Origin of the sequence: Aquiflexum lacus (assembly GCF_015476655.1) — a bacterium.
In the GTDB taxonomy this organism is placed as follows: Bacteria; Bacteroidota; Bacteroidia; order Cytophagales; family Cyclobacteriaceae; genus Aquiflexum; species Aquiflexum lacus.
Genome location: NZ_JABFHF010000010.1, coordinates 172,446 through 189,433, shown reverse-complemented (window position 1 = coordinate 189,433; position 16,988 = coordinate 172,446). Strand labels below are relative to the sequence as shown.

Sequence of the window (16,988 nt, the reverse complement as noted above, 5' to 3'; positions counted from 1 at the left end):
TCAAAGGGTGGTCAAGATAGCCGGATCGGTGGTCAAGATCATCGGAATCTACAATCAAGAGCCAAGATACAAGACTTGATACACAAGACATAAAGCTTGCCCCGAAGTATTTCGGGGACATAAGATTTAAAACTTGCACCGAGTATTAGGGACACAAAACAATAGAAGCGAAAGCCGAGATGCGAGAGCCAAAAGCTTGTCCCGAAGAATTTGGGGGACTTGAGAATCAATAATTGATATACTGCTTAGAATTTAAAAACCTTAGTCCATCAAGTAAAAACCTTCATGTTTCAGCATTCTGTCACTTGGGATATAACAAAGATGAAATTTATTAAGGAAGCAAAACTTGCCTCTCCCAAGCAAACTTTATCAACCTCAATCCAAAAAAAACCAAAACAATGGCAACTGCAATATTCAGCTTTTTCATCAATCCGGGTGTGACAAATGATTTCAGTTGCTTTGCGATGTAGGCCTTCAATAAGTCAATCATAAAGACGGTGAACAATATTCCAAAGTAATACAGGAAAACGTCAGTCGACCTAAAATCCTGCTTCAGGTTAACCAATCCGGCTATGGAAATCCAGAATAACATGACAAAGGGATTGATGCCATTGATCCCAAACCCTTTTAAAAAGCCGGTTGATTTTTTTGGTTTGGATATCATCATACCTCCCGAACTTATTCTTTCCTTATTTTTTTTGAAAAAGCCAGAAACCCCAAATCCAATCAAAACAAGCCCACCGACATAGCCTAAAATCACCTCAAAATTTGGATACTGTGCCAAAAAACTTACCCCAAAAAAAGTGATAATAACATAGATCAAATCACTTGATAGTATGCCTAAAGCCAAAATAAACGTATGGCGAAATCCGTTTTCTATACTGTTTTGAATCAGTGTAAAAAAAACAGGACCGATCATCGCGGACAGCAATAAACCCATGCTGACACCTTCTAACAGTGCCTGACTCATATTTTTACGCCATTTTCCTTCAGGTATTCCAGCCAACTGTTCATCTTTTCTCCTTTGAGTACACGTGGAAATTTATTTTGTCCGCCTTCCTTACCCTGGACTTTCAACCAACCATAAAATACAGAAGCAGGAACTACTGTCAATTTCACCTCCTTCAGAGCATGTTTCCTTTCCACTGCATAATCATCATTGAGGATTTTAAGATGAGCGTCTATTTTATCTCTTAATTCTGTCTCATCGACTTGATTGTCCGTACCGGCAAACCAATGATGCGCAAACAAAGTACCATGAGGTAGTCCCAAAACGGTAAACTCACGGATATCTAGGTTCATTTCCTCTTCAACCAAATGTATGGCCTTGTTCATATTGTCGACTGACAAATGTTCCCCGCACAAGCTTAGGAAATGTTTCGTCCTTCCGGTAATCACTATTTCGGATTCTTCCTTGGACACAAACCGAATCACATCCCCTATCTGATACCGCCATGCACCTGCACAAGTTGAAATCAAAAGGGCATAGTCTTTACCTTCCTCTATTTCGTCAATTTTCAATATCTCGGCTTTGGGATGGATCTCACCGTTTTCATCAAAATTACTTTCATTGAAAGGCACAAATTCATGGAAAATACCATTGTTCAGGACCAACCTCATGGATTTCCTTTCGGGGAGGGCCTGAAATGCTAAGAAACCCTCTGATGCCAAATAGGTTTCCATGTAGATCAAGGGCATTGCCATCAGTTTTTCAAATCCTTTTTTATATGGCTCAAAAGAAACCCCACCATGAACATAGATCCTAAGATTTGGCCAAATATCATGTATGGTTTTCAGTTGATACCTTTCGATGATTTTCTCTAATAATATCTGCAACCAAGCAGGCACCCCCACAATAATTCCAATATCCCATTTTGGTGCCATTTCCACGATCTGCTCCAACTTCTCTCCCCAATCCTTGTTTTTGGAAATCTGTTTCCCTGGTTTATAAAAAGTCTGAAACCAAATGGGAAGCCTGCCTGTCGTAATGCCGCTGAGGTCACCTGAAAAATACGTCCCATTAAATTCCAGATCAGTACTGCCCCCCAACATCAAAATACCTTTGGTAAATAATTCATCCGGCAAGTCATATTTCGATAAGGAAAGAATCTGTCTAACTCCGGTTCTTCGGATAGCCTTTACCATATCTTTGGAAATGGGGATATATTTGGAGGAAGCACCCGAAGTACCTGATGTAAGTGCAAAATACCTGATGGCTTCAGGCCAGGTTATATTCTTCTCCCCTGCTTTGAGTCTGTACCACCATTCATTGTAGATTTTTTCATAATTGTAAATAGGAACATGCAGGGCAAAGGCTTTATAAAAACTATCATCCCGATTCTTAAACTCTTTTAAAATCAGGTCAAATTTATACTTCCTGCCGAATTCAGTCTTCGCCGCTTTGATCAATAGTTTTTTAAGTTCAACCTTTTGAATTTCAAATGGAGAGCTGTATTCCTGTTCCAAAGAATCCCTTAATCTGATCCCTTTTTTTAGCAATGTACCCAATATAGCCATATCTTTGTTTTGATAGATTTTACCAAATTTAAAAGAATGAGCATTAAAGAAAACCTAAATAAAATAAAAAATACATTTTCAAATCCTCATTGTTTATTGGTGGCCGTAAGCAAGACCCAACCTATCTCTGCTTTGAAAGAAGCTTATGATTTAGGAATCAGGGATTTTGGAGAAAATAAAGTTCAGGAAATGGTGGATAAACAAGCGGAGCTACCGGAAGATGTCAGGTGGCATATGATTGGGCATCTACAAAGCAATAAAGTCAAATACATCGCGCCATTCGTACATTTGATCCATGGTGTGGATTCTCTAAAATTACTCCGGGAAATCAATAAACAGGCAGTAAAAGTAGACAGGATTATCCCTTGTCTGCTTCAGGTACATATCGCTAAAGAAGAAAGCAAATTTGGCTTGGATGAAAATGAACTGGAAGAAATAATTTCCGGGCATGAAATCCAAGACCTCAAAAACATCAAAATTTCAGGATTGATGGGTATGGCTACCTATACGGATGACACTGCAAGAGTCAGAAAAGAATTTCGTGGACTTCACCAATTATTTACGACACTAAAAAAAAGAGCGCTACCCCCGAATTTTGAAATGAAAGAATTATCCATGGGAATGAGTGGTGACTATGTCATTGCCCAAGAAGAAGGAAGCACCATGGTCAGGATCGGAACGGCGATATTTGGAGAAAGAAATTATAAATAAGATGATGAAACTGAATACCATTCAAATCGCCGGAATCCTAGGTGGATTGGCAGTGGCCATAGGGGCTTTTGGAGCTCACGGATTGGAAGCTATTTTAGATAGCAATGCAAGGACTGAAACTTTTGAAACCGCTGTCAAATACCACTTTTATCATGCCTTGGCCATTTTGGTGGTTGGAATATGGCAGCGGTCGGAACCGACCGTCAAAAGGCTAAACACAGTTGTTTGGATGTTTTTTATAGGAATTCTGATTTTTTCGGGATCACTTTATGTGCTCTCCTTGACAGGTATTTCCTGGCTTGGAGCCATTACTCCCCTTGGAGGCGTGGCTTTTATCTTAGGTTGGGGAATATTGGCATTTACTGCTAAAAACAAGTTGCATTAAATTCAAACCTTAAACTTTGAATAACATTAAATTTTCAGTCCCCTCCCTTAGTCAGATCAGAAAAACTTTTTTGGTTTTCTCAATTCTATTTTACTCCAATTTCGTTTTTGGACAAGATTCAGGAATTGTTGACAGATATCTTGGGCTAGACGGCCTGCTGAATGAAAAGTCGTTTTTTGGAAATCACCTTACCGGATTTGTTTTATTTGATTTGGACAGTCAAAGGATCCTTTATGAAAAAAACAGTCATTTAAACTTCATTCCTGCATCGACTACCAAGCTATTGACTTTTTATGCAAGTGTCATGGTATTAAAGGACAGCATTCCGGCATTTAGATATACTGAAAACAATGATCAGATTACACTTTGGGGAACAGGATTCCCTTCTTGGAAATATAAAAATCTTCCCCAACCAAAAATTTCGGAATTCTTAAGCCGCTACAAAACCATCCGGTTTTCAGATACAAACTGGAAAGATGAGGCTTTTGGTTATGGTTGGCAATGGGATGATTATTATTTTTCCTACTCATCCGAAAAGTCTCCTTTTCCGATTTATGGGAATTTTGTCACCTACTCCAATCAAAAAAGAACCCCGATTTCCAATATTTCCAATTTCAATAAAGTAGTAATCAATACAGCAAAAGAAATCAAACATGTGGAAAGGTCTTTCCACAGCAATGACTTTTACTTTAATCCAAATACCTACACCGCCACCAAATCAGAACTTCCATTTATCACTTCACCGGAGCTTTTTGCCAAATTAGCAGAGGTACAAATCAACAAACCGGTTGGCCTAAGTAAGGATCCGTTACCAGAATTCCATAACGTTTTCAATGGAGGTACATTAAGACCATTATGGGCCGAAATGCTTCAGGAAAGTGATAATTTTCTTGCAGAGCAATTTTTGCTGATGATTTCGGATGCGCAGTTTTTGGAATTGAATTCTGAAAGGGCCATTGATTTTATACAGAAAACCTATCTATGGGATTTGCCTGACAAGCCACAATGGGTGGATGGTTCGGGCCTTTCGAGGCATAACCTGATTACCCCAAGATCTATGATTACCCTGATGGTCAAATTGGAAAAATCCATGCCACGCAGCCAAATCATGAGGCTCCTTCCCCAAGGAGGAATCAATGGGACCCTGAAATACAATTTTAAGGCAAGAGCGCCTTACATATATGCTAAAACTGGAACGATCAGCAACAATCTCAGTTTGGTAGGTTATATTGTCACTGATTCTGGTCAGGTATATGCTTTTGCCTTTATGAACAACAACTACCTCAACAAATCTTCCGAAATCCGAAGGGAAATGGAAAAGGTGATGGTGTATATCAAAGAGAAGTTTTGAGGATTGTGCTGTAAACACCTTGTTATTAAACATATCCCAAAAGTCCACTATTAAATTTTGTATAATACTTACTGAATATCTAATTTAAGGCATGGAAAAAAGAAAATTCACTTATGCCGATCCAAGTATAATTGAAGAAAAAAGGATTAATGAAGTAAGGGCGCTTTCCTACCTGGATAGACTTGAAAGACTTTTTGTATTGATTGAAGTTTCCCGATCTATGAAAGAGGCATCAAAATCTAAGCTAAATAAGGATGCATGAACAAATAGTTGATATCTGGAAATACCTTCATTCAAATAATGTAAGGTATTTAACCATAGGAGGGTTTGCTGTCAATATCTATGGTTATAATAGAAGTACAAACGATATCGATATATTAATTGAAGACACGCTAGAAAACCGTCAAAATCTTAGAAAAGCATTTAAGGATATCGGATTGGGGGATTTCGAACAAATTGAAAGACTTCAGTTTTTACCGGGATGGACAGATTTTTCTTTAAACGATGGTTTCAAATTGGATATTATGACAAGTATTAAGGGGTTAGAGAATATACCTTTTAAGAGTTTGTATCAAAATGCTAATGTGATATTTGTGGAAAAAATTCCTGTCTATTTTATTGATTATGAAAATTTGATATTAGCAAAAAGAGCCACCAACCGACTAAAGGACCAACTTGATTTAGAAGAATTGCATAAAATCAATCCTCCACAAGACTTGGAAGACTAGTTGTTTGCAATTTTATTGATAATAATAAAAATAGATTGTTCTAACCTTTACCTTTCCTTAAAAGAAATTAGTCCATGAATAAAAGACTTTTCCTTAAATCTGCCGTCCTTGGTATTGGGGCGTTTCCTTTGGCTTCATTTCTCCCTATTTTGGAAGAAGCCAAAAAAACAGTTTTGCCCTCCCCCCTCCAAAAAGGCGACCTCGTCGGCCTAATAAGCCCGTCTGCTGCCACTTCCGAGAGGATCCAATTTGACTTTGCCAAAGAGTCATTGGAAGCATTGGGGTTACAGGTAAGATTGGGAGAAAACCTGAAAAACCGTAGAGGACACTTGGCGGGAACTGATGAAGAAAGGGCAAAAGATTTCAATACCATGTTTTCGGATCCTGATATCAAAGCTATCATCTGTATCAGAGGTGGTTCCGGTGCAGCAAGGATTTTGGAAAAAATTGACTATAAAGCTGTCAAAAAAAATCCCAAACCCCTTTTGGGCTATTCCGATATCACGGCACTGCATTGTGCCATTTTTTCCCAAACAGGTTTAATTACCTTCCATGGGCCTAATGGAACCGGCAGTTGGAACAGTTTCAATGTAGGACAATTTGAGAGGATGTTCTATGATCAGGAATTGATGCAATTCGAGAATGAACAAGTCAAAGGAGATGATCTGATTGTCAAACAAAACAGAATTCAGGTGCTAAGGCCCGGAAAGGCAAAAGGAAGAATTCTTGGGGGGAATCTTACTGTCCTTACTTCTATCTCGGGAACACCCTATTATCCTGATTTTAAAGATGCGATTCTATTCATTGAAGACATCAGCGAGGATCCATATAAGATTGACAGGATGATGAGTACGCTTAAACTGAATGGGACTTTAGGGAAAATCAAAGGTTTCATCTTTGGTCAATGTACTGACTGCACACCCGGAGGCGGATATGGTTCACTGACTTTGGATGATATCTTGGATGACTATATCCTGCCCTTGAATATCCCTGCTTATAAAGGTGCTATGATTGGTCATGTGGGGAAACAATTTGTGGTCCCGCATGGTGCAGAGATAGAAATGGATGCAGCATCAGGCACTTTCAAGATGACACATCAGACCTTTAAATCTTAAACCTTTACTATGAAGCATCTTGCAATAATTTCAATCCTGATTTCATCCCTGTATCTAAATTGTATGGAAAAAGAAAATCCCAAAAACCTAATGGAAGAAAAAACTTTTACTTATTTGGCTCTAGGAGATTCTTATACGATCGGGGAAGGTGTGGATGAAAAAGACCGTTACCCCAACCAAACAGTCGATTTACTGAAAGTTAAGGGTTTGGAATTCGAAAAACCAACCATTATTGCCAAAACAGGTTGGACCACTGATGAATTGGTAAAAGGTATAGTACATGCTGAAATAGAAGGTAATACCTACGATTTGGTCACTTTACTGATTGGTGTCAACAACCAATACCGTGGAAGACCACTAGAAAATTATGAATCTGAATTCAGAACGCTCCTTCAGGATGCCATCACTTATGCCAAAGGGAATTCAAATCGGGTTGTGGTGATTTCTATACCTGATTGGGGAGTTACTCCTTTTGCCGTTAACCGGGGGTCAGATCAAGAGAAAGTTGCAAAAGAGATAGATGAGTTTAATGCCTCAAAAAAATCCATCGCAAACCAACTGGGTGTGCATTACATAGACATTACGGAAGAATATAGGGAAATTGGAGCTTTACCGCAAATGGTGGTTTCGGACAACCTCCATCCAAGCGCCTTGGTTTACGAAAAATGGGCCCAAAAATTGGAAAAGGTCATTTTTGAGAAGATGGCTTTCTGACGCTGAAATCAAATTAATATTTTTTAACAGCCACAATTTTCAGCAAGCTGTTTTTGGGCAAAAAATTTGTAATGTGATCGGAAAATTTAAGCTATCATGAAAAATCTCATTTTAATCGGCCTGGGGATATTATTGCTTGCAATGATGTCTTGCAAATCTAAACAGGATATGGTTTCTAAGACGGTAGAAGAAAAAATCTTTTGGGTAAATAGTGCCAAAATACCCTGTTCTGGGGTGGGGCCTATGACTTGTCTTCAAATTCAGGAAGGGGATGAAATAGACGAAGGCAAATGGAAGAATTTCTATTCAAATATTGAGGGATTCGAATATCAACCTGGTAACATTTATAAAATCAAGGTCAACATTGAAAAACTCCCCGACCCCATCCCGGCTGATGCATCAAATTTGGGTTACAAATTGGTGGAAATTATTTCCCAAGAACCCGATAGGACACTGAGATTAACGGATATTTGGAAAGTCATTGAATTGGGTAAATTTAAAAATCCCATGGCGGGAGAAAAAGCCCTGACAATGGAGATCAATATTTCTGAGAGAAGGGTATTCGGATTTTCCGGTTGCAACACATTCAGAGGTGGAATTGCGAAAATAACTGAATCAGAACTGATTTTCGGGAATCTTGCAAGTACCATGATGGCATGTGGAGAACAGGAAAATAAGTTGGAACGCTTAATGGGTGAGCTTATTTCCGATACTAGATTCTACAAATTTGAAAACAGGAATCTCTATTTAATGGACAAGGAAGAAAATGTATTGATAGTATTCTTAAAAGTTGATTAATTGACCCATTTACCTTGAAAAGAAAAAAAGAGACTGCCCGTGATTGGGCAGTCTCTTTTTAAAAACAAAGTTTCTTGATTTTTTACTTCTGTCCCTTGGGAAGCACATTGGAAATCAAAGATACTTTTTCGATCGGCTCAGATGCATTGGAATAAACCCTTACAACCGAATTCTGCTTTCCCATTTTTCCAGTAGAGTTAAAAACCACTTTTAGTTCGCCTGTACTTCCTGGGGCTATTGGTTCTTTTGGCCAATTAGGCGCTGTACAGCCACAGGTTACAGCCACATTTTGAATCATCAATGGCGTATCTCCGGTGTTTTTGAACAAGAAAGTGTGCTCGACCTTATCTCCTTGGGTGATGTCCCCAAAATCGATGGACTTTTCTTGAAACTCAATCACTGGGCCAGCTTTTTCTTGGGCATAGGCGGCGAAGGTGAATAATGTTACCGCCATCAGTAAAATCATCTTTTTCATAGTTGATCTCATTTAGTTTAATTTTCTAAATCAATTGTATTAATGTAAAATCTTTGGTTAAAGTTCACCATGAACAGCTCTTTCTTCGCTCTGGTCATTGCCGTATACATCCAACGGAGATAATCCTGGTTGATCATTTCATCTGTCAGGTAGCCTTGGTCTACAAAAACTGCATCCCATTGACCACCTTGCGCTTTATGACATGTCAACGCATACGAAAACTTCACTTGCAAGGCCGAAAGATAAGAATCTTTTTTAATCAATTCCATCCTTTCGGTTTTGTTCGCTACATCAGCATAATCTTCCGATACTTGGCGATATAATTCCTTGTACTGTTCTGAAGTAAGTGACGGATGCGGGCTATGAAGGGTGTCCAAGATGACTTTAGCTTCAAAATATGGCTCCTCAGGGTAATCAATTAACCTCAGCTCCAATGTGGCAAATCTCAGGCCATACATTTCCTCAAACGAACGAATTTTAATTACTTCAGCAAAATCGCCGTTTGCAAGAAAACTGACACGGTCAGAATCTGCCATATAGGTATAATTGTTTTTGACAATCATCAGGATATCACCTGCGCTGATTTCATCTTCGAAAAAATGTATGGTCTGACGTATATACTGATTGTATTGCACAGCTGATTTATTTGACCTTGTCACGATAATGGTACTTTCAACTCCATATTTTTGGTAAGCATACCGCAATCCATCTTCCAGTTTTTCTCCTGTCATGCGGAAAAAATCCTTAAAGCCTTTTGTTACCAACTGAACCTGAGGATTTTCTAACCACATATTTCTCCTTAGCAAGGTGGCATTGTACAATATACCCGAACTCAATTGCTGTCTCATCACCTCTGTCAACTCAATCCCCTCTACCTGCAACCTGAAATGAACGATCAAATAGTCTTTGTCTAGTGCAGGACTTTCGGAACTCCCAACAGGAGGAAGCTGTGCAGTATCTCCTACCATTAATAATCTATTGCTAGATTCCTGAAAAACAAAATTGATCAGATCTCTTAGAAGACTCCGCCCTCCTATGGCTTCATCTGCTAGCATGGAAGATTCATCTACTATGAACAGCGTCTCTTTGTAGTAATTTTTTTGAAGTATAAACCCCTGACCCAAATCACCGATTTCACCTTTTGGTTTGTATATAATTTTATGGATGGTAAAAGCTGATTTATTACTGTAATTCCCCATCACCTTGGCTGCACGACCTGTAGGTGCCAACAGAAGTGACTTTAACTTCAATCTTGGCAAAGTTTTCACCAGAGCAGAAATCAAGGAGGTCTTGCCAGTACCTGCATAGCCTCTCAACAGAAATGTAGGGTTTTTTAAATTTTCATTTTTAAAAAACAAATCCATCTTTTCAAAAAAGGCCATTTGACCGGAAGTCGGTTCAAATGGAAAATTTCTTTTCAAAAGAAGAGAAGGCTTTAATACCGCTTCATTATCTTTACTCATCATCAATGACGAAGCTAAGAGATTAATGACAATTTTGGAAGAAGTTATCCATGAGAAATTTGGAGGAAGATTAAGAACTCGTGTAAATGGTATATTGATTCAAGAAGATAAGATTCTAATGATCAAACATCATATGGGGAATGGAAAATATTTCTGGAATGTCCCAGGAGGTGGAATGAAATTTGGAAGTTCAAGTACCGAAAACCTAAAAAGAGAATTTATGGAGGAAACCGGTATAGAAATTTCCATAGAAAATTTCCTCTGCACCTACGAATACTTAAATCTACCCCTTCATGCTGTAGAACTTTACTTTGAAGTCAGGCAAACCGGAGGTAAATTGCAAATGGGGATCGATCCAGAACTTCCAAAGGATCGACAATTGATCACCGAAATTGGATTCTTTGACACCAAAGAACTGGGTTCTATCAAAAATGAGGAGAAACACAGGCTATTTTGGGGAATAAAATCCATGAATGATGTGAGATTATGGAAAGGATATTTTAATTTTGAAAATAATTACATAAAATAGCATTCTCATCTCAAATACCATCAACTTTATTTACAGATTAAATCAATCCAAAAAATGACACTAACAAGAATTTTATCTATTGTTTTCTTAATTGCAGCTTTAGGTCTCGGATACATGTTATTCAGAAGTGTAGACGACGTAATGCAGGAAGAAAAAAGAATTGCAGCTACTGAGGCCAGAATAATTGAAAAACTTCAAATGCTCAGAGATGCACAGATTGCATACATTGCCACTAAAGGTGAATATGCAGGAACCTGGAATGAACTTAGAAACTTTATTGACAATGGAAAAATCTGGTTGGTGCAGAGAAGGGAAATCACCAAATTATTGGAATACGGTAAAGAAGAAATTACGGTTGAATTGGATACCTTAGGCTCCGTAGATGTTATGGACTCTTTATTCAATGAAAGAAAATATCCAAATTTCAATCTTGATAACCTTCAGGTAGTACCGGGTTCAGGCGGTAAAGAGTTTGAATTTTTCGCAGATAAGGTTGAAAGAAATCAAAGACAAATACCCGTTTTTGAGATCAGAGACCCTGATCCAATTAACCCAAAAAGAAGAGAGAACAATAAAGAAAAAGCACTTAGGGTTGGTTCAAGAACTGATTCATCTACTTCAGGAAACTGGGAGTAATCTTGGCTATAAGATCTGATAATATCATCGAAGAAAAGATTTACTGCGATAAATTTGATACACAAACAGTATCAAATTTATCGCTTTTCTTATTTGAGGACCATTATTTTTATTTTGCGAAAGATCAAAATAAAAAAGTACTGTGTATTCAAAGCCAAGAGTATGAAAGTCCAAGACTTCTCACCTTTAAACTCAAGGAGGAAAAGCTGCTAAATCTTGATGTACCGATTCAGGTATACAATCATGTATCGTCTTTTTCGCTCGTACCGGGTCCTCTTTTTGACCAAGCTTTATCTTCGGTTTTCTTGTTTTTTGCTGACAAGCCTTCGGAAAATTCAAAAGTGATTGACACAAGTCTTGAAAGCAATAACTTACACTTAGTAGGATCGATTAGAAAAGACCTTGCAGAACAGCTTTCAGAAAATAAATCTGAAATTAGTTTTCATCATGGTGCATCTTCATTTCTCTCTTATGTATTGAAAGAGAAGTTCAACCTGCTAAGCCAGGAGATTCTGATTTTGGTACAGAGAAACTATTTTTATCTTGCCGCTTTTTCAAACCAGGAAATCATGCTCTTCAACAGGTTCGACCTTGGCAATAAAGAGGATATCCTGAAATATATCATGGGCATAAGCAGCCAATTGGAGTTTAACAGAAACTATTTTAGACTGACAATATTTGGTGACCCTGAATTTCATCAAATCGATAAAGCATGGATTTCCCAATATTTTAAAAACATTAACATTACTTCCCCTATTCCAAATGTTCAGTATCATGACGGTGCGGAAAAATTCCAGAAACCAGCAGTATTTGAATCCTATTGGGAACTTCCGTAAATTATTGAAACATGAAGAAAACTGCAATATTTCCAGGTTCCTTTGATCCTTTTACCAAAGGGCACCATGACATTGTCATGCGGAGTCTTAATCTGTTTGATGAGGTAATTATTGCAATTGGGTACAATTCGGCTAAACATAATAGGTATTTTGAGATTGACCTGATGGTTGAAAAAATATCAGGAATTTATAGTGGCAACAACAATGTCAAAGTGGTGGTATATAATGAACTGACTTCAACATTGGCAAAAAAACACGAGGCAAACTTTTTGGTAAGGGGTTTAAGGAATACCACGGATTTTGAATATGAAAACACCATCAGTCAAATGAACAGAAATCTCAATGCTGACCTTGAAACTGTTTTTTTGATTACCTCGCCACAATTTGCAGCAGTGAGTTCAACCATCATAAGGGAAGTTCACCGATATGGCGGTGAAGTAAAAGATTACCTCCCTTACGCTTTGTGAAGTTTGGATACAAATTTTAAGAATCTTTTATAAAGATACCTCATGGAGGGATAAGAATTCACTAAGGCTACTTTTGCCTCATGGTGTCCCATCCAACGAATATCTGCTATCCCTTCTTCTTTTTGGGGCTTCATATCCACATCACTCAAACATTCCATAGAATACCAATAGGTTTTTTTCAGAATACTTTTCCTGTCATGTGTATAGGTATGCCATGTTTTACATATCAAAGGTCCAAGTTTGACTTTGATATTACATTCCTCCTCGACTTCTCTATGGGCGCATTCTTCTGGAGATTCACCCTTTTCAAACTTTCCTTTTGGTAAATCCCATTTATTCAATCTATGAATAAAAAGAATCTTATCCCCTTTGGTCACAACTCCTCCTGCAGCCTTGATGACTGTAAACCTTCCCTTGATAAAGGATTTCATCTTTGGTTTATCTTTGGCAACTACACTGACAGAGTCAAGATGCTTGAGCTTTCTTGTACGCAGAAGGTATAATAATTTGATGATTACATCATTTGTCGGCTCGATAATCAGTACATCATCGTGAAAATCACCGGTAGCAGGGATATCAAGTGGATGGTCATACACACACTCAAAAGTTTTGTCGCCAGGCAGTTCCTCAGGAGTAAATAAATCCAGAGGTTTATCGTTGATAAAAATCTTCATGACCGACGGAATTTTCTAGTTGGTTTTGAAATATTTAATTCAAAAATGCATAAAATTTTTAAGCCTGCACAATACCCGCTTACATTTTATCCCTTAATTTTAAGCCATGGAATTACTCAATCAAAAAACTGCTTCGGAAATAGCCACCAAACTCTTGGAAATAGAAGCCATACGACTTCAGCCGTCAAAGCCATTTACATGGGCGTCAGGATGGAAATCACCAATTTATTGTGACAATAGGCTATCCCTTTCTTACCCTGCTATCAGGAAATTTATAAAATTATGCCTCTCACAAGCAGTAAAAGAACATTTTTCAGAAGTTGAATCAATCGCCGGTGTAGCTACAGCAGGAATTCCTCAGGGTGCATTGTTGGCTGACGAACTTGACCTGCCCTTTATTTATGTAAGATCGAAACCGAAAGGACATGGAATGGAGAATATGATAGAAGGCAAAGTGATCCCTGGTCAAAAAGTAGTCGTCGTTGAAGATCTGGTTTCCACAGGCGGAAGTTCCTTAAAAGCAGTCGCCGATCTAAAAGCAGCTGGTTTAGAAGTCCTTGGTATGGTTGCCATATTCACGTATGGCTTTGAGGTCGCCAAGCAAAATTTTGAAGAGGCCGGAGTGAAGCTTATTTGCCTGAGTGATTACTCTGCTATGCTGCCACAAGCGTTAGCAAATGATTATATTGATGACAATACTCTGGCTTCTTTGGTAGAATGGAGAAAAGACCCTGCATCCTGGAATCCTTACAATTAAATAAATGCTTATCCAATATCTTACCTTTAAGAAGGTTATTCAACTTTAAAATTGGTTTAATATCAGTTCACATGCTACCTTCGGTCTTCCCACTTCCCTGCATGCGGCAGGCAGGCGTACTGATGAGCAAAGGAAATTAGGTAACTGATCTCATTGCAGGTAATTATAAATATATTCAAAACTTCTCCTCTATTCCCAGGCCAAATAGCGCAAAATCATATTTGACAGGATCTTGAGTATCAAATTCTCTCAATTTTTCTGTCAATTCTTTTGCGGTATGCCAGTCAGTCTGCTTCCTTGTGATCAATCCAAGTTTTCTTGCAACCCGGTCCACATGAAGGTCGCAGGGGCAAATCAATTGATAAGGTTTGATGGTTTTCCATATTCCAAAATCCACGCCATTCCCATCTTCCCTGACCATCCACCTCAAAAACATATTCAGCCTTTTGCATGCTGAATTTCTCTTGGGGGTGGCTACATGCTTTCTTGTTCTATTTGGGGCGTGAGGTAGCTGAAAGAAATAATCGTGGAAATTAGAAAGTAAAACTTCAACAATGTCAGTATCATGTGTCCATCCTATGGTAAAAGCATCTTCTAAACTCTCATGAGATTTGTAAAACCATGAAAAAAAATGGATGAAATAGAGCGTATCCAAATCATTAAAAGTCCGATGCTTGAAATTTAAAAATGGTTTGAGGTCCGATTCAGTATGATTTAAGACAAAATCATGCGGTGCATTGTCCATCATTGCCATCATTTCCAAGCATTTATTGATGATGGTTTTCCTTTGTCCCCAAGCTAAGGTTGCTGCAATAAAACCTGATATCTCTATATCCTGAGGTTTTCTGAACCGATGCGGAACCGAAACAGGATCTAATTCGATAAAACTTGGCTGATTATAGGTGGATACTTTCTGGTCCAAAAAACTTTTGATATCCATCATAGGGCTACTTTAACCTCTCCTCCCTGAATCCCGTCAAACCATTTAAACAGTAGGTTATTGCCTTTTTTCTCTGAGAGGTGCCAATCAAAACATTTGATATTGGTCAAAGGTGTAAGTTTATCAGAATCTGGATCATAAAGACATATATCGAAGTCAGGCAACTCCTTGGAGTCTGTAGAATTCCATCTTTCAAGCAATATCCCTTCCTCTATAAATCGTACTTTACTTCCAAAATAATAATCCTGAAGCACAGAGGGAATACCGTCAGTCCTCCTCAGTTCAAAACAGGAAGGTCCGAACATAATCTGTTTGTACATTTTTGCTTCAAGAAGATTGTTAGGTTGCTCCAAGGGTTTCCAATCTGATTCAAAAACCTCGACCGTTTCTTTTCCACTTCGTAACCCCGTCAATAATCTCGAAATCCATGAAAAAAAATAAGTCAAGCCAACTAAAATCAAACCAAAAGTAGCCATAATGGGATATGATATCACAAATATGACATTCCAGATAAACCTGAAAAAATGGTGAAATATTAATTGGATTTTTTTCATTCAATCAAATCAGTAAGAAATCTCAACAGGAAATCTTGCATTTACAGCCCTGAGTTGTCCATACGCAGCTTCCGAAAGTTTGATGATCAACTTACTATTGTCACCTGTATCAGGCAGCTTACCGACGACCCTGGCAAATATGGTGATGTCATTTTCTTCATTTCTTACTCTCATGATTGTCCCCACCGGAGCATCTCTGTGCAGCACCAAATATTTTTTATGATTACCTGTCCCTTCGATCAATTCAGCGAGTCCTGTTTGTTTGATGTTCTTATAGGCAGTATCGCCACCTTCATCTGATGACCGACTACTCAGCGTGGCATTGGTTCTCTCATTATTGATGATCACAGGAACCGAAGAAGTGACTACAGGGACATTGGAATTCGCTTCTCTTCCGACCTTGAGCTTTTGGCCAACTGAGATATTATTGGAAGCCAAGGAATTCCAAGTAATGATATCTTCCATATTTGCATCATACTTTTTTGCAATAGCAAACAATGTTTCACCTTGACCTACCGTATGGGAAATCCAATCTCCTGGCAGATTAGCTCCAATTTCTGAAGAATTTCTATTTGATGATGGCATGTCTTCTTCAGCTTTTTCTGAAGATTTTGTTATGTTTTCATTTCGAGGATTTGAAACAACCGCCTTTTCTATTGTAGAAGGAACTGTGCTTGTAGCCTCAGGAGGGGCAGTAGAGGTACTTTGAGGCGTTTCAACCTTTTCTGCAACTCCTTCAATAATCAAGGATTGCCCTACACTCAAATCTGTTCCTTGAAGGTTATTCCAATTTAAAATTTCGCTGACCGTGACATTATACTTTTTAGAGATGGCAAACAAAGTTTCGCCAGGCTCTACCTTATGCAGCTTGGCTCCCTCAGGTAATACTGCCTTGGCAATATATGGAACCTTGATCCTTTGGCCCAATTTGAGACCATCCTGAAGCTGTACATTATTTTGAATAATTTCATTTACAGCAACTTGATACCTTCTTGAAATGCCAAATAAGGTTTCTCTCTCCTCTACCTGATGAATGATGAAGGTTTTATCTCCAATTTTTTCCATCCCTACAGAATCTCTCAATACCAATTCTGATGCCTTAGCCCCAAAGCTAAAAGCAATACAAAATCCTAAAACAACTATGTTTTTCATAAAGTTTTTAAGCTACTTTTTCGTGTACAAAGTTCAGATTTATTTTTTCATTTCCAAGGAAAGAAATCACTGATCGCAATATTCAAGCCTCGTTGGAAGTAGAACGAAAAATGTCCAATTTATTTCAACTATGAGTCATTTTGAAATAACAACAAAAATTTCCCAAAGGTCAATTTTAATGATAGC

At 38.2% G+C, this 16,988-nt stretch carries 21 protein-coding genes; 13 read left to right on the top strand and 8 right to left on the bottom strand.

The genetic code is table 11. The features are described 5' to 3' along the window. Positions 1–331: 331 nt before the first annotated feature. Together HMJ38_RS11390 and HMJ38_RS11385 are read right to left on the bottom strand one after the other, a co-directional pair. Positions 332–970 carry a LysE family translocator gene (locus tag HMJ38_RS11390; protein ID WP_194974518.1) on the bottom strand — a complete coding sequence of 213 codons (639 nt, stop codon included), beginning with the start codon at positions 968–970 and terminating at the stop codon, positions 332–334. After that, positions 967–2,517: a GH3 family domain-containing protein gene (locus HMJ38_RS11385; protein ID WP_194974517.1), complete on the bottom strand. Its 1,551-nt coding sequence runs from the start codon at positions 2,515–2,517 to the stop codon at positions 967–969. Before HMJ38_RS11385 ends, HMJ38_RS11390 begins: the two co-directional genes overlap by 4 nt. 36 nt (positions 2,518–2,553) lie before the next feature. On the opposite strand from HMJ38_RS11385, the gene HMJ38_RS11380 reads away from it, so the two are divergent. The 8 genes from HMJ38_RS11380 (at position 2,554) to HMJ38_RS11345 (ending at position 8,319) form a co-directional block, all read left to right on the top strand. After that, positions 2,554–3,228 carry a YggS family pyridoxal phosphate-dependent enzyme gene (locus tag HMJ38_RS11380; RefSeq protein ID WP_194974516.1) on the top strand — a complete coding sequence of 225 codons (675 nt, stop codon included), beginning with the start codon at positions 2,554–2,556 and terminating at the stop codon, positions 3,226–3,228. A gap of 1 nt (position 3,229) precedes the next feature. Further along, positions 3,230–3,613, top strand: a complete 384-nt coding sequence (locus tag HMJ38_RS11375; protein ID WP_194974515.1) for a DUF423 domain-containing protein — start codon at positions 3,230–3,232, stop codon at positions 3,611–3,613. Positions 3,614–3,629: 16 nt separating this feature from the next. Then, positions 3,630–4,964: a D-alanyl-D-alanine carboxypeptidase gene (locus tag HMJ38_RS11370; protein WP_228780013.1), complete on the top strand. Its 1,335-nt coding sequence runs from the start codon at positions 3,630–3,632 to the stop codon at positions 4,962–4,964. Between the two features lie 91 nt (positions 4,965–5,055). After that, complete coding sequence (locus HMJ38_RS11365; RefSeq protein WP_194974514.1) at positions 5,056–5,226, top strand: hypothetical protein; 171 nt, start codon at positions 5,056–5,058, stop codon at positions 5,224–5,226. Then, positions 5,219–5,692 carry a hypothetical protein gene (locus HMJ38_RS11360; protein WP_194974513.1) on the top strand — a complete coding sequence of 158 codons (474 nt, stop codon included), beginning with the start codon at positions 5,219–5,221 and terminating at the stop codon, positions 5,690–5,692. The genes HMJ38_RS11365 and HMJ38_RS11360 overlap by 8 nt, the downstream gene beginning before the upstream one ends. 74 nt (positions 5,693–5,766) lie before the next feature. Continuing rightward, the gene (locus HMJ38_RS11355) at positions 5,767–6,807 is read left to right on the top strand and encodes a S66 peptidase family protein (RefSeq protein ID WP_194974512.1); all 1,041 of its coding nucleotides are present in this window, start codon (positions 5,767–5,769) and stop codon (positions 6,805–6,807) included. A gap of 63 nt (positions 6,808–6,870) precedes the next feature. Beyond that, positions 6,871–7,521 carry an SGNH/GDSL hydrolase family protein gene (locus tag HMJ38_RS11350; protein ID WP_228780012.1) on the top strand — a complete coding sequence of 217 codons (651 nt, stop codon included), beginning with the start codon at positions 6,871–6,873 and terminating at the stop codon, positions 7,519–7,521. 96 nt (positions 7,522–7,617) lie between these two features. Continuing rightward, positions 7,618–8,319 (top strand): DUF4377 domain-containing protein, encoded by a 702-nt coding sequence (locus tag HMJ38_RS11345; RefSeq protein ID WP_194974510.1) that lies wholly within the window; start codon positions 7,618–7,620, stop codon positions 8,317–8,319. Positions 8,320–8,401: 82 nt separating this feature from the next. On the opposite strand, the gene HMJ38_RS11340 is transcribed toward HMJ38_RS11345, so the two are convergent. After that, positions 8,402–8,794, bottom strand: coding sequence for a DUF1573 domain-containing protein (locus HMJ38_RS11340; protein WP_194974509.1), 393 nt, complete (start codon positions 8,792–8,794; stop codon positions 8,402–8,404). 17 nt (positions 8,795–8,811) lie between these two features. Next, positions 8,812–10,260 (bottom strand): ATP-dependent DNA helicase, encoded by a 1,449-nt coding sequence (locus HMJ38_RS11335; protein WP_194974508.1) that lies wholly within the window; start codon positions 10,258–10,260, stop codon positions 8,812–8,814. Between the two features lie 22 nt (positions 10,261–10,282). Between HMJ38_RS11335 and HMJ38_RS11330 the strand changes: the two genes are divergently transcribed. From HMJ38_RS11330 to coaD, 4 genes are read left to right on the top strand one after another with little or no spacing between them, the layout of a single operon-like run. Further along, positions 10,283–10,786: an NUDIX domain-containing protein gene (locus tag HMJ38_RS11330; RefSeq protein ID WP_194974507.1), complete on the top strand. Its 504-nt coding sequence runs from the start codon at positions 10,283–10,285 to the stop codon at positions 10,784–10,786. A 54-nt stretch (positions 10,787–10,840) separates the two neighbouring features. Beyond that, entirely contained in the window at positions 10,841–11,422 is a 582-nt protein-coding gene (locus HMJ38_RS11325; protein ID WP_194974506.1) for a hypothetical protein, read from the top strand. 2 nt (positions 11,423–11,424) lie between these two features. Next, positions 11,425–12,258 (top strand): DUF3822 family protein, encoded by an 834-nt coding sequence (locus HMJ38_RS11320; protein WP_194974505.1) that lies wholly within the window; start codon positions 11,425–11,427, stop codon positions 12,256–12,258. Between the two features lie 11 nt (positions 12,259–12,269). After that, positions 12,270–12,725, top strand: coding sequence for a pantetheine-phosphate adenylyltransferase (gene coaD, locus HMJ38_RS11315; RefSeq protein ID WP_194974504.1), 456 nt, complete (start codon positions 12,270–12,272; stop codon positions 12,723–12,725). On the opposite strand, the gene HMJ38_RS11310 is transcribed toward coaD, so the two are convergent. Further along, entirely contained in the window at positions 12,713–13,399 is a 687-nt protein-coding gene (locus tag HMJ38_RS11310) for an NUDIX hydrolase (RefSeq protein ID WP_194974503.1), read from the bottom strand. The two genes, coaD and HMJ38_RS11310, sit on opposite strands and share 13 nt — an antisense overlap. A 106-nt stretch (positions 13,400–13,505) precedes the next feature. Here HMJ38_RS11310 and pyrE point away from each other — a divergent pair, with 106 nt between their 5' ends. After that, positions 13,506–14,156 carry an orotate phosphoribosyltransferase gene (gene pyrE, locus HMJ38_RS11305; RefSeq protein WP_194974502.1) on the top strand — a complete coding sequence of 217 codons (651 nt, stop codon included), beginning with the start codon at positions 13,506–13,508 and terminating at the stop codon, positions 14,154–14,156. Between the two features lie 175 nt (positions 14,157–14,331). Here pyrE and HMJ38_RS11300 read toward each other — a convergent pair whose 3' ends face one another. The 3 genes from HMJ38_RS11300 to HMJ38_RS11290 are packed head-to-tail and all read right to left on the bottom strand — an operon-like array spanning position 14,332 to position 16,802. Further along, positions 14,332–15,099, bottom strand: a complete 768-nt coding sequence (locus tag HMJ38_RS11300; protein WP_228780011.1) for a TIGR02757 family protein — start codon at positions 15,097–15,099, stop codon at positions 14,332–14,334. Next, positions 15,096–15,650: a hypothetical protein gene (locus HMJ38_RS11295; RefSeq protein ID WP_194974501.1), complete on the bottom strand. Its 555-nt coding sequence runs from the start codon at positions 15,648–15,650 to the stop codon at positions 15,096–15,098. Before HMJ38_RS11295 ends, HMJ38_RS11300 begins: the two co-directional genes overlap by 4 nt. 9 nt (positions 15,651–15,659) lie before the next feature. Beyond that, positions 15,660–16,802, bottom strand: a complete 1,143-nt coding sequence (locus HMJ38_RS11290; protein ID WP_194974500.1) for a LysM peptidoglycan-binding domain-containing protein — start codon at positions 16,800–16,802, stop codon at positions 15,660–15,662. Positions 16,803–16,988 lie beyond the last annotated feature (186 nt).